We start from the raw sequence: 12,461 nt of genomic DNA, 5'->3' as shown, positions 1-12,461 counted from the left end.
GCTCCGGGGACGTAGCCGGACAGGTAGGCGTCGATGAAAGCCTGTGCGCACCCAGGCGCCGTGACCACTCGATCGATAACGAACACCTCAGCCATGGTTGAGCACATCAGCAAGTGATTGGCTGGCCTCCTGGCGTGCCCGGTGGGCGAGGTCGAGCATCGGCATGGTCATGAAACCGTGGATGCCGCCCTCGAATTCACATCGGGTGGTCGAAACCCCGGCGGAAGTCAAGGCATTCGCGTAGGACACGCCCTCGTCGAGCAACGGGTCGTGGCCCGCGAGTACGACGATCGCGGGGGGCAGTCCGGTCAGATCCGCGTGCAGCGGTGAGGCGTAGGGATGTCGGCGGTCGTCGAGTGCCGGCGCGTACTGATCCCAATACCATTGCAGCGCAGGACGGGGGTTGTAGAACCCTTCCCCGAACGACCGGTACGACTCGGTGTCGAAGTCGGCAGCAATCACCGGATACAGCAGAAGTTGCGCAGCGATATTGGGTCCGCCGCGGTCGCGCGCCATCAGCGTGGTGACCGCCGCGAGGTTGCCGCCTGCGCTGTCTCCGCCGACGGCAATCCGGCTGAGATCGCCCCCGAACTCAGAGGCGTGCGCTGCGGCCCACTCGGTGACCGCAAAAACGTCTTCGGCAGCCGTGGGCCACCGGTGCTCGGGCGCCAGCCGGTAGCCGACCGAGATCACCACGGCAGGAACCAGGTTGGCCAGGCTGCGGCACAGTCCGTCGTGGCTGTCCAGGTCGCAGAACACGAATCCGCCGCCGTGCGCGTACACGAGTATCGGTAAGGGGTTACCCGACGCGGGCTGATAAACCCGGACGTCGATGCTGCCACCAGCGACGTCGACCTGATGGTCGCTCACCTGTGAAACGAGCTCGGGGTTCGGGTTGGGGACGAAACGGGCGCGGATCGCAGCGCGGGCCTGGGCGCCGGTCATCGTGTGCACCGGCGGGAAGCCTGAGTCGAGAGTTTCGATCAGCCCGGCGATCTGAGGGTCGAGAGTCACGCCGGCTGCAGGGCGGCGGGATTCCGAGGCCCGACCGGGCGCGGCCCAGGACCGCCGCGTAGCGGGCGCAGTGGCTGCAACGTAGGAGCCACTCGGTCGGGCCCCTCGTCAGCGCTACGCCAGATAGCCATGGCCGTCATCCGTATCGGAGCGACGAGCCGATTGTCAAAGGACATCCGATTCATGGGGCCGCACACCGAAACCGCAGCCACTGCATGACCGGCCGGGCCGATAGGTGCAGCCACACAGCCGAATCCGGGCAACGATTCTTCACGCTCGAAGGCCACCCCGTGCGCGCGAACCTTGGCCAACTCGGCCTCCAGCTGCGCGGCTGTAGCAATGGAATACCGGGTCCTTCGGTTCGACAGGTCGATTTCCGTGGTGTCGTTCTCACCGAGGATCGCCTTGCCGACCGCAGTACAGTGCGCCGGCTGGCGACCGCCCACCCGAGTGGGGATCGCTGCCCCCATCTGTTCGCCGATCTTCTCCAGATACACCACGTCGGAGCCATCCAAGACCGCGAGGTGCACCACCAATCCGGTCGCTCGGTGCAGATCGCGCAGCAATGGAATGGCGGCGCGGTGAATTCTGTCCTGGTGCAGCGCCAACGATCCCAGCTCGACCAAACGCATGCCCAATTCGTAGTCGCGGCCATCGCGGCGCAGCCACCGCAGCGCGACGAGACGCTCGAGCATGCGGTGCGCTGACGACCGCGGAAGACCCGTGCGGCGGACGATCTGTGCCAATGTCAGTCGCCCTGGCCCGTCGAATGAATCCAGGACCAGCGAAATTCGGTCAATGACGGCGCTCGGCGTCTCGCCCGCCTTCTCGACAGCCATTGTCATGAGGCCTCCTACATCGACAGCATGCCAACCAGGCATATAACTATTAGTCATATAGTTTTAGCACAGTGCTGTGGGCCCTGTCACATAAGATTGCGGAGTGTTGACCGTCCGTGTCGGCCAATGACGAACGCGACGGAGGCTACGCGTGGGCGGCAGCGCGACCGGCCCGCCGGCCGTAAAAGCTTCCGTCGCCCAGCGAGATCCCGCTGGCATAGCCCCATGCCGCCAGGCCGGCGGTGCAGCGTCCCGCCGCGAACAGTCCGGGGATCGGCTCGCCGCTCACGTGCATGACCTCCCCGTTCAATGAGGTCATCAGCCCGCCGAGGGTGAAGCCACCGCAGCTGGCCCGCAGGTCGATCGCACCGACCGGGGTGATGATCGGTTTGATCCACTCCGGCTTCTTGTGCAGCAGCGGATCCTCGCCCCGTGCGGCCGCCTCGTTGTAGGCGCCGATCGTCGCTTGCAGGGAACCGACCGGTAGACCGATTTCGGCCTCGAGTTCGGCGACCGATTCGCACACCCACGTCGCGGGTCTCTTCAGAAACGGGGTGGCCGACGTCGCCGCCATCGCTTCGTCCTGGGCGTCGCCGTCGATGATCAGGTAGGCGGTGTCTTCCTGCCGGTAAAGCGTCAGTTGTCCGATCCGGCCGGAGTACATGTCCTCGGGGACGTATCGCTGACCGAGGCCGTTGACCAGAACGCCGCGCACGGTCTGTTGCGGATCGATCAGGAATGCCACCTCGGTGGCGTCCATGTGCGCGAGATCCGCGCCGAGCGCCTGGGCCATTCGGATCGCGCGCCCATCGTGTTGTTCGATGGAAGCGGCAGGGCGTCCGGCGATACCCGGTGCGAACTGCTTGACCATCGACTCGCTGTAGGCGAAGCTGCCCGCGGCCAGCATCACCCCGCGCCGGGCGCGTACCCGCACCGTCTCGCCGTACTGTCGAGCGATTACCCCCGACACCCGACCGTCGGATTCGACGATCAACGTCTGCGCCCGCACGTCGTAGACGGCTCGCACGCCGAGCGACGTCGCAGTCTCGACCAGTGGCTTCATCAACATGAATCCACCGCTCTTCTCGCCGGCGACCTTTCCGGTCATCTGCGGAATATGGCCGCGCGGAGCGGGTTCGGCGATCGTGTTGAACGGGTAGGCGTTCTCACCGCCGGTGAACATCAGACCCTGGTCTCCTGGTGGCTCCCATCCAGGCTCGCCCCAGAACTCCGGTTTGAACGGCACACCGCAGTCCGTGAGCCAGTCGAAGTGGGCGAGACTGCCGTGGCAGTAGTCCGCGATTCGGGTCTCATCGGCCCCCGGTCCCATCGCGACGTTGAGAAACGCTGCCATGTTCTGAGGCGAATCGGTGAAGCCGCAAGCCTTCTGGATCGGCGTACCGCCGCCGAGGTATAGGAACCCGCCCGCCATCGACGCGGCGCCGCCCCACGACCCGGTGCGCTCGAGCACCAGGACGTCGGCGCCCGTGCGGGCCGCTTCCACAGCCGCTGCGGCGCCCGCGATGCCGTAGCCCACGATGACCACATCGGCCTCGTGGTCCCAGTTCTCGATCGATGAGGCGGGAACCGGGGTGACGTCATCCTCGGCTGTCATGGGCGCATGGCCGCGGGCAGGTCCGATACCCACTGATGGCCCCAGTAGCTGTCGGCGGTGATTTCCTCAGCCGTGTAATACGTTTCGTCGACGCACATGCCTTCGGTGCCGAATTCGATGTCCCAGTCTCCTGGGGTGCGTACGTAGAACGACACCATCTTGTCGTTGGTGTGCCTGCCCAGAGTGGACGACAGCTGGAAGCCGTCCCTGTTCACCCGGTCCAGGGCCTGGCCCACCGCGTCGAGTGTGTCGACCTCGACCATCAGGTGGATCACGCCAGGGTCCCGCAACGTCATCGCGGGGCACAGCGCAAGACTGTGGTGGCGCTGGTTGATACCGAGGAACCGGACCCGAATCGGGCCGAACTCCGGCGGGGCCGGCACCCGGAATGCGCCGCGCGAGACGAATCCCAATACCTCGGTGTAGAAATCGAACAAACCGGGCACGTCGAGCGCGGGCAGCACGACATGTCCGAGTCCCTGCTCTCCGGTGACGAACCGCGCGCCGAACGGCGTCACGACGGGGCTGTGGTCGAGGACGGCGCCGTGGAACACCTCTGTTGAGGTGCCCGCCGGATCGTCGAACGCGATCACCTCTTCGACGCGGCGTGCATCGGCCTCGGCTTGCGAGAGTTCTTTGACCGGCACGCCCGCGGCGTCCAGCGCCGACTTGACCCGCTGCAGCGCCGCGTGGTCGCGGACCTCCCAGCCGACGGTGACGATCCGGTCGGTGTCTCCGGGAACGACGATGATCCGCGCGGCGCGTTCGTCCATCCGCAGATACAGCGCATCGGAATCAGGACCCGAGCCCTCGGCGAAGCCGAGTACGTCGAAGGCGAACTGCCGCCACCGCGGGATGTCGGAAGTTGCAACCGTGACGTAACCGAGGCTCTTGAGGTCACCCATCAGATCATCGCCCGCAGTGGGCCCTGTGGATCCACACCCAGCGAGCTTAGCGCCGCCGCGTGATAGACCGTCCCGGGTACGTGAATGGCGTGCGCCTGCCCCACATGCACATCGCGCCAGTACCGCTGCAGTGGTTTGTCCATCCGCGTGGCGTTGCCGCCGCACCGCGCGAAGATCTCGTCGACCGCTGCCACCGCACGCCACACGGCGCGCACCTGGGTGCGCCGGCCTGCAGCGCGGTCTTCAAAGGACACTTCGTTACCCGCGTCGACCATGTCGAAGATGCGATCGGCGTTCGCGAGCAGCTCCTGCCTGGCGGCGTTGATGTCGGCGGCGGCCTCACCGATGGCGTACATGACGTAGGGGTCGTCCTTGATCGCCACTCCGCTGGAGTTCACTCGCTCGCGCTGGTAATCCAGTGCTGCCGCCAGGGCGCCTTCGGCGATGCCGATGGTCGCCGCACTGATGCCCAGCGGGAACATCGTCGACCACGGCATGAGGTAGAGCGTGTCGGTCATGCCGGCTTCACGCTGCGCCGTCCCGTCCATCACCTTCATCGCGTTCATCGTGCGATAGGACGGTACGAACGCGTCTTTGACGATGACGTCTTTGGAGCCGGTGCCGCGCAGCCCCACGACATTCCACGAGTCCTCGACGATCGTGTAGTCCTTGCGCGGCAGGATCATGTGCAGCATCTGCGGCGGCATCAACGGCTTACCGTCGGCGTCGCCGAGCATCGCGCCGAGGAAGATCCAGTCGCAGTGGTCGGTGCCGGAGCTGAACTGCCACCGACCGTTGAAGAGATAGCCGCCGTCGACCGGCGTGGCCACCCCTTGTGGAGCGTAAGGGGAGGCGACCCAGGTATCGACGTCGTCGGCCCAGATTTCCGTGGCGACCCGGGGATCGGCATAAGCCAGCTGGTAGGGGTGCACACCCACGACACCGTTGATCCAGCCGGCGGACGGATCGAGTGCGGCGGTGGCCATCACGGTTTCGGCGAACTCGCGAGGATGTACTTCGAGGCCGCCGTGGGATTTTGGCTGCAGCAGGCGGATATTGCCTGCGGACTTCATCAGCTTGACGGTGTCGTCGGTGAGTTTGCCGATCTTCTCGGCCTCGGCGCCCTGGTCACGCAGTTGGTCGGCGATCTCGCGCACGCGGTCGATTACGCGCTCAGTCATGATCTGGTCCTATCGTCGGTCGCTATCACTCATCGTGAGCCGCTCCGCTGTCGGCAACCGCGCCGAATCCCGTTCAGTGGAAAGCCGTTGCACTCACTGCCTTCAGAACTCGATGTGGAGGTCGTCGGAGACGGGCCTGGCCTGGCAGCCCAAGATCAAGCCGTCGGCGAGGTCCTCGGGTTCGAGGATGTCGCAGGAAGCCATCTCCACCTCGCCGCGGAGCACGGTCGCCGCGCACGATCCGCAGCGGCCTTCCTTGCAGGAATACGGCACATCAATACCGGCGGCGAGCATGGTGTCGACCAGTGTTGCGCGTCTGGGCCACCGCAACCGGTGGCATGTTCCGTCTAGGTAGAGCTGCACCGTGGCGGCGTCGCTGGTATCGGAATCGATGACGCCCGAGCCGATATCGTCGGTGAACGGATCCCCGGACAGTGACTGAAACACTTCCAGATGGATTCGCTGCCGAGGTACACCGGCCTCTGAGAGAGCCTCGTTGATGACCGCCATGTACGGCGCTGGCCCACAGATGAACGATTCGACTGCTGCCGAACCGGCGAATACCGTGTGCGTGAATCCACTCACCTGTGCACGGGTGGGCAAGCCCTGCAACGATTCCAGCCAGTGCAATACCGTCAACCGGCCCGCATAGCGGGCCGCGAGATGGCGCAACTCGGCGGCGAAGATCACCGACTGTTCGTCTCGGTTCGCGTAGCACAGCACCACCCGGCCAGTCCCCGCGGCCAACACAGATTTCAGGATCGACATCACCGGCGTGATTCCGCTGCCGGCCGCCCACAGCAGGAAGTCCGCGTCGAGGTCGGCTGGGGTGAACACGCCCGCAGGGGGTAAGACCTCAATAGTGTCACCGGGGGTGATGTTGTCGCACAGCCAGTTCGACGCGTATCCGTCGATAGTCCGTTTGACGGTCACCTTTAGTGCTTGGTCGCTGTGGGGTGAGCTGGCCAGCGAATAGCATCGGGCTACCGATCCCGTTCGCTCGCTGGGCACGCGCAATGTCAAGAACTGTCCGGGCCGATAGGCGAATCGATCACGCTGGTCATCGGGAATCGCGAACACCAGCGAGTGGGCGTCGGAGCTCTCCACGATGACGTCGGACACCGTCACCAATACGCCACGCCCCAGGGCGACCGCTTCACTGCCGCTCTCGACGTCGGTCATGGACGCCGATTCTGGCGTGCGATCGCCGTGACGCGGTCTCTCGGCGCCCGCTGACCGGGAAGTACGCCGCACGGGCGCGCGACGAGCGCCTAGCGTTCGGCGCGTGAGCGGTGAATCGAAGACTCCTGTCGATGTCGTTGTGGTGGGGGCCGGGTTCGCGGGCCTGTACGGCCTGCACAAGTTCCGCTCGCAGGGGCTGTCGGTGCGGGTATTCGAGGCCGCACCAGACGTGGGCGGCACCTGGTACTACAACCGCTACCCGGGGGCCCGCTGCGATGTGGAAAGCGTGGACTACTGCTACTCGTTCTCCGACGAACTGCAGCAGGAATGGACGTGGACCGAGAAGTACGCCACTCAGAGTGAGATCCTGGCCTACCTCAACTGGGTCGCCGACAAGCTAGATCTGCGCCGCGACATTGCCTTCGATACCCGCGTGGTGAGCGCGGTGCTTGACGAGCAGACGTTGCGGTGGACAGTCACGACCGACGCCGGGGACAGCGTCGAGGCGAGGTTCGTCGTGATGGCCACCGGTCCGCTGTCGGCGGCGATCACTCCCGACTTCGCCGGGCTGGACACCTTCGGCGGCGAGATCTACCACACCGCGCATTGGCCGCACGAGGGTGTTGATTTCACCGGTAAACGGGTCGCTGTGATCGGCACCGGCTCATCGGGAGTCCAATCGATTCCGATCATCGCTGAACAGGCGCAACAGCTTTACGTGTTCCAACGCACGCCCAACTACAGCGTGCCGGCAGGCAACCGGCCCTTGACAGCCGACGAGGTGGCCGACATCAAGGCGAACTACGCCGAGCGACGGCGGGTGTCATGGCGCAGCGGCGGTGGCTCGCCGCACGTTGCGCATCCGAAGCTGACCATGGAAGCGACGCCCGAGGAGCGGCAGGCAGCGTTCGAAAAGCGTTGGGACCTCGGCGGCGTGCTGTTCTCGAAGACCTTCACCGATCAGATGGTCTCGCGGGAAGCCAACGATGAGGCGCGCAAGTTCTACGAAGAGAAGATTCGCTCAGTCATCGACGATCCCGATCTGGCTGAGTTGCTCATCCCAACCGATCACCCGATCGGCACGAAGCGAATTTGCACCGACTCAAACTACTTTCAGACGTTCAACCGAACCAACGTCAAGCTGGTAAGCGTCCGAAAGACCCCGATCGAATCGATCGACGAGTCGGGAATCAACACCTCCGAAGCCCATTACGACATCGATGCACTGGTTTTGGCCACCGGCTTCGACGCAATGACCGGCACGCTTGCCAAAATCGACATCGTTGGCCGCGGCGGCCAAAAGCTGGTTGACGATTGGGCCGACGGGCCGCGAACTTACCTCGGTCTGGGCACCGATGGGTTTCCCAATCTGTTTCTGGTGTCGGGGCCGGGTGCTCCTGCCGTCTTGGCGAACATGGTGTTGCACGCCGAGGCGCATGTGAATTGGATCGCGGATGCCATCGGTTACCTCGATGACCACGGCTGCGCCGGGATCGAGCCGGCGGCCGATGCGGTGGAGAACTGGGTTGCCGAGTGCGCCCAGCGTGCTGAGGCAACGCTGTTCACCAAAGCCAACTCCTGGTACATGGGCGCGAACGTGCCCGGCAAGCCCCGGCAGTTCATGCTGTTCATCGGCGGCTTCGCCACCTACCTCGATATCTGCAACGAGGTGGCCGCCGCTGGTTACAAGGGCTTCGACCTCATCAAGACGCCATAGTGTCAAGCCTGCACGGCAAGGTTGTCCTGGTTACCGGCGCCGGCGGAGGAACCGGGCGGGTGCACTGTGAGCGCTTCGCCGACGCGGGTGCCGATGTCATCATGCTCGACCATAGCGACGCCGCCGACGGCCTACGCGACACTGCGGAAAGGGTAGGGGAGCGGCGTCGGCGCGCGGTCATCGGCTTGGCCAACATTGCCGCCCTCGACGAGGTCACTGCCGCGGTCGATGCCGGCGTCAAACAGCTGGGCCGCCTCGACTTCATCGTGGCCAACGCGGGCATCCACACCCTCGGCGGGCCGGCATGGCAGATCAGCCCGCAGGAATGGCAGCGCACCATCGACATCAACCTCACCGGTGTATGGCACACGGTCAGGGCGGGCGCGCCACATATCGGCCCCGACGGTGGTGCCGTGGTGATCATCAGTTCCACCAACGGGTTACGGGGCACCGCCGGCACCGCTCACTACACGGCCAGTAAGCACGCCGTCGTCGGGTTGGCCCGCACACTCGCCAATGAACTGGGACCCAGAAACATTCGCGTCAACACCGTGCACCCGGGTGCGGTCGCGACCCCAATGGTGCGAAACCCGGTAACGTACAAGCGGTTACGGCCCGACCTGGATAGCCCCACCGAGGCCGATGCCGCCGAAGTCCTCACTGCGAGAAACCTACTTCCGGTGCCGTGGGTGGAGCCCGTCGACGTGGCCAATGCCGTCGTCTTCCTGGCATCTGATCACTCCCGCTACATCACCGGCAGTCAACTTGTCGTCGACGCCGGCCTCACTCAGAAGACGACATGACGGGGCGACTGACGGGTAAGACCGCATTCATCACTGGGGCCGCCCGCGGCATCGGCCGGGCCCAGGCAGTTCGCTTCGCGCAGGAGGGCGCGGCGATCATCGGTGTCGATGTGTGTGGACCGATCGAATCGGTGCACGTGCCAGCCAGCACGCCAGGCGACCTTGACGACACCGCCCGCCTAGTGAAGCAGGCAGGTGGCCAGATTGCCGCCGATATCGTCGATGTGCGCGATCTGGACGCTTTACGAGCAGCAGCCGACCGCGGAGCTGCCCGATTTGGCGGGATCGACATCGTCTGTGCCACAGCAGGAATCACTTCACGCAGTCCTGCCATTGAGATGACGCAATCAACGTGGCGCACCATGCTGGACGTCAACCTCACTGGAGTGTGGCACACCTGTACGGCTGCGATTCCCCATCTGATCGATCGCGGGGCGGGCTCGATCGTCATGGTCAACTCCATCGCCGGGTTGCGGGGTCTGATGGGCGTGGCCCATTACACCGCCGCCAAACACGGCGTGGTCGGTCTGATGCGCAGTTTGGCAATTGATCTTGCACCTCATGGTGTCAGGGTCAACTCGGTGCACCCGACGAACGTCGATACACCGCTGATCCAGAACGATTCGGTCCGGAGTGCGTTTCGGCCTGATCTGAGCCGGCCGCCGACCAAGGAGGAGTTCGCGGAGGCCGCGACGCGGATGAACATGTTGGCCGTGCCATGGGTCGATCCAATGGATGTCGCGAATGCCAGCTTGTTTCTCGCGTCCGACGAGGCGCGGTACATCACCTCGGTCAGTTTGCCGGTCGACGCGGGAAGCACCCAACGCTAGACGTGTGATCTGCCCAACTCCCAGTCAATGAGTAGTTCGTCGAATTGCACTCCAGCCACGGTGCGATATTGATGGCAGCAGAGAACGAAATCGGTGCGAGAGGCATGAGATGACAGCACTCAGTGATGACGTGGTGACCTACGAGGTCGTAGGCGGAACCGCCGTAGTGACGATGAACAGACCCCGCTATCGCAATGCCCAGAACTCGGTCATGACGTATGCACTGGACGCCGCGTTCCAGCGGGCGGTCGAGGACGATGCCGTGCACGTCATCGTTCTTGCCGGCAACGGCGATCATTTCAGTGCCGGCCACGACATCGGCACACCTGACCGGGACCACCACATCTCTTACGACAACAAGGCAGCGCTGTGGTGGGACCACGTCGGCAAAGAGGGTGGCGACATGCGCTACGCCCGCGAAGTCGAGGTGTACCTGGGGATGTGTCGCCGATGGCGTGAGATTCCCAAGCCCACCATCGCGATGGTCCACGGTGCATGCATCGCCGGCGGGCTGATGCTGGCATGGATCTGCGACATGATCGTCGCCTCCGAGGACGCCTTCTTCTCGGACCCCGTCGTGCGAATGGGTATTCCGGGCGTTGAATACTTCGCCCACCCTTGGATTGTGGGGTCACGTTTTGCCAAGGAGATGCTCTTCACCGGGGACAAGTTCGGTGCACAGCGTGCCTACGAGATTGGAATGGTCAACCGGGTCGTGGCGCGCAAAGAACTCCGCGCCGTGACACTCGAGATGGCCGAGCGCATCGCGACCATGCCGAGATTCGGTCTCGCACTGGCGAAGCGGGCGGTCAACCAGTGCGAAGACCAGATGGGCTTGCGCAACGGCATGGACGCGGTGTTCGGTCTGCATCACTTCGCACATTCACACAACGTGGAGGTGGGACAAGACTCCCTTGGCGGCCTGGACGCGAAGGCGATGGCGGCCCCGAGTCCAACGCGGTAGCCAGGTCCGGGGCGACGCCCGAACTGGGAAGTACTGCAGGGGTTTCCACAGATCAGGGCTCATCCACATCAGCGGCCGGAAGCACCAGACTTGTCGGTTGGTCGACGTAGTATCCGAACATGCGTTCGATCGATGTGGCTCTGGATGCGCTTGATGCCGCGGTCGGACTCGTGGCTGCCGCCGACATCGACGAATTACCCGCACCGGCGCGGTTTGCGGCTATCGAGCGGCTGGAGAAGGCGGTGCGTCGTCAGGTCGCGGTGTCACACGCGCAGATCACGCATCTGGAGCGCTATGAAGGGTGTCCGCCGATCTCGATCGTGCTGGCCGATGTATTGCGGATCAGCCGTTCTGCGGCCAAGCGGCGACTGCGTGATGCGGAGCAGCTGACGGCGCGCACCTCGCTGACCGGCGAACCGCTGCCGGCGTTGCTTCCGGCGACCGCCACCGCGTGGCAGGCCGGGGATCTCGATGGCGAACACGTACGGGTTATCCAGACGTTCTTCAAGGATCTGCCCGACCATGTCGGCCCGGCCGACGTCGAGAAGGCCGAGAGGTCCTTGGCAGAGCATGCGGTGAATCTGCGCCCGGACCAGCTGGAGAAGGTCGCCGACCGCCTAGCCACCCACCTCAATCCCGACGGCAAGTATTCCGAGGAAGACCGGGCCCGCAAGCGTGGCTTCCTGTGGTGCGGGAGCCAGCGCCCCGACGGGATGAGCGTTGGAAAGCTCATCGCCGATCCGGTGCTGCGGGCACAACTCGATGCGTTGTTCGCCAAGACCGCCGCGCCCGAGCCCGACGATGTGCGCAGTCATGCCCAGCGCCAACACGACGCGTTGGCCGACTTGGTCCGCAGTCGCCTGGGAGATCCGAAACTGGGCCAGCACAATGGACTTCCGGTCACCATGATTGTCACGACGACCCTGCAGGAGCTGCAGCGTCGTGCGGGACACGCAGTCACCGCCGGCGGGACGCTGATCCCGATCACGGACCTCATCAGAGCAGCAACGCCGTCATACAACTACTTGGCGGTGTTCGACGGTGTGACAGGCAAATCGCTGTGGCTGGGTCGCAGTAAGAGGTTGGCGTCGGCCGATCAGCGAATCATGTTGCTGGCCAAATACCGTGGCTGCTCAGCGCCCGGGTGCACCGTCAACGGTTACAACAGCCAAGTCCACCATGCGGCCAAGGACTGGAAGCACGGCGGAAACACCGACGTCGACGACATGACCCTGGCATGCAAATGCGACAACCTCCTGGTCGAAAACGAGGGCTGGACCACCCGCCAACGTCCCGACGGCCAGACCCACTGGGCACCACCACCAGGCGTCCCACTACGCGGCGGCGTCAACGACTACCACCACCCCGAACGATTGCTTCCCAAAGACGATGAAAAAGATTGACGTAAACG

The 12,461-nt window shown here is 64.4% G+C and carries 11 protein-coding genes; 5 read left to right on the top strand and 6 right to left on the bottom strand.

What is annotated here, in order from left to right:
- Nucleotides 1–87 precede the first annotated feature (87 nt).
- The 6 genes from CG716_RS26995 to CG716_RS26970 form a co-directional block, all read right to left on the bottom strand.
- Complete coding sequence (locus CG716_RS26995; protein WP_094484214.1) at nucleotides 88–1,014, bottom strand: LipP1 family hormone-sensitive lipase; 927 nt, start codon at nucleotides 1,012–1,014, stop codon at nucleotides 88–90.
- Nucleotides 1,011–1,859 (bottom strand): IclR family transcriptional regulator, encoded by an 849-nt coding sequence (locus tag CG716_RS26990; RefSeq protein ID WP_094484213.1) that lies wholly within the window; start codon nucleotides 1,857–1,859, stop codon nucleotides 1,011–1,013. The genes CG716_RS26995 and CG716_RS26990 overlap by 4 nt, the downstream gene beginning before the upstream one ends.
- Before the next feature lie 139 nt (nucleotides 1,860–1,998).
- Nucleotides 1,999–3,468 (bottom strand): FAD-dependent oxidoreductase, encoded by a 1,470-nt coding sequence (locus CG716_RS26985; RefSeq protein WP_094484212.1) that lies wholly within the window; start codon nucleotides 3,466–3,468, stop codon nucleotides 1,999–2,001.
- A complete protein-coding gene (gene bphC, locus CG716_RS26980) occupies nucleotides 3,465–4,373 on the bottom strand; it encodes a biphenyl-2,3-diol 1,2-dioxygenase (protein WP_094484211.1) in 909 nt (302 codons plus the stop codon). Before bphC ends, CG716_RS26985 begins: the two co-directional genes overlap by 4 nt.
- A complete protein-coding gene (locus tag CG716_RS26975; protein ID WP_094484210.1) occupies nucleotides 4,373–5,554 on the bottom strand; it encodes an acyl-CoA dehydrogenase family protein in 1,182 nt (393 codons plus the stop codon). The genes bphC and CG716_RS26975 overlap by 1 nt, the downstream gene beginning before the upstream one ends.
- 102 nt (nucleotides 5,555–5,656) lie before the next feature.
- Nucleotides 5,657–6,736 (bottom strand): ferredoxin--NADP reductase, encoded by a 1,080-nt coding sequence (locus CG716_RS26970; protein ID WP_094484209.1) that lies wholly within the window; start codon nucleotides 6,734–6,736, stop codon nucleotides 5,657–5,659.
- Nucleotides 6,737–6,839: 103 nt separating this feature from the next.
- Here CG716_RS26970 and CG716_RS26965 point away from each other — a divergent pair, with 103 nt between their 5' ends.
- From CG716_RS26965 to CG716_RS26945, 5 genes are all read left to right on the top strand, one after another.
- A complete protein-coding gene (locus CG716_RS26965; protein ID WP_094484208.1) occupies nucleotides 6,840–8,453 on the top strand; it encodes a flavin-containing monooxygenase in 1,614 nt (537 codons plus the stop codon).
- A complete protein-coding gene (locus tag CG716_RS26960; RefSeq protein WP_094484207.1) occupies nucleotides 8,453–9,256 on the top strand; it encodes a mycofactocin-coupled SDR family oxidoreductase in 804 nt (267 codons plus the stop codon). Before CG716_RS26965 ends, CG716_RS26960 begins: the two co-directional genes overlap by 1 nt.
- Nucleotides 9,253–10,086 carry a mycofactocin-coupled SDR family oxidoreductase gene (locus CG716_RS26955; protein WP_094484206.1) on the top strand — a complete coding sequence of 278 codons (834 nt, stop codon included), beginning with the start codon at nucleotides 9,253–9,255 and terminating at the stop codon, nucleotides 10,084–10,086. The genes CG716_RS26960 and CG716_RS26955 overlap by 4 nt, the downstream gene beginning before the upstream one ends.
- A gap of 109 nt (nucleotides 10,087–10,195) precedes the next feature.
- Nucleotides 10,196–11,050 (top strand): enoyl-CoA hydratase, encoded by an 855-nt coding sequence (locus CG716_RS26950; protein WP_094484205.1) that lies wholly within the window; start codon nucleotides 10,196–10,198, stop codon nucleotides 11,048–11,050.
- Nucleotides 11,051–11,169: 119 nt separating this feature from the next.
- Entirely contained in the window at nucleotides 11,170–12,453 is a 1,284-nt protein-coding gene (locus CG716_RS26945; RefSeq protein WP_094484204.1) for an HNH endonuclease signature motif containing protein, read from the top strand.
- Nucleotides 12,454–12,461 lie beyond the last annotated feature (8 nt).

Source organism: Mycolicibacterium sphagni, from assembly GCF_002250655.1.
Taxonomy (GTDB): domain Bacteria; phylum Actinomycetota; class Actinomycetes; order Mycobacteriales; family Mycobacteriaceae; genus Mycobacterium; species Mycobacterium sphagni.
The sequence above is the reverse complement of the archived record's forward strand: the minus strand, read 5'-3'. Positions and strand labels throughout refer to the sequence as shown.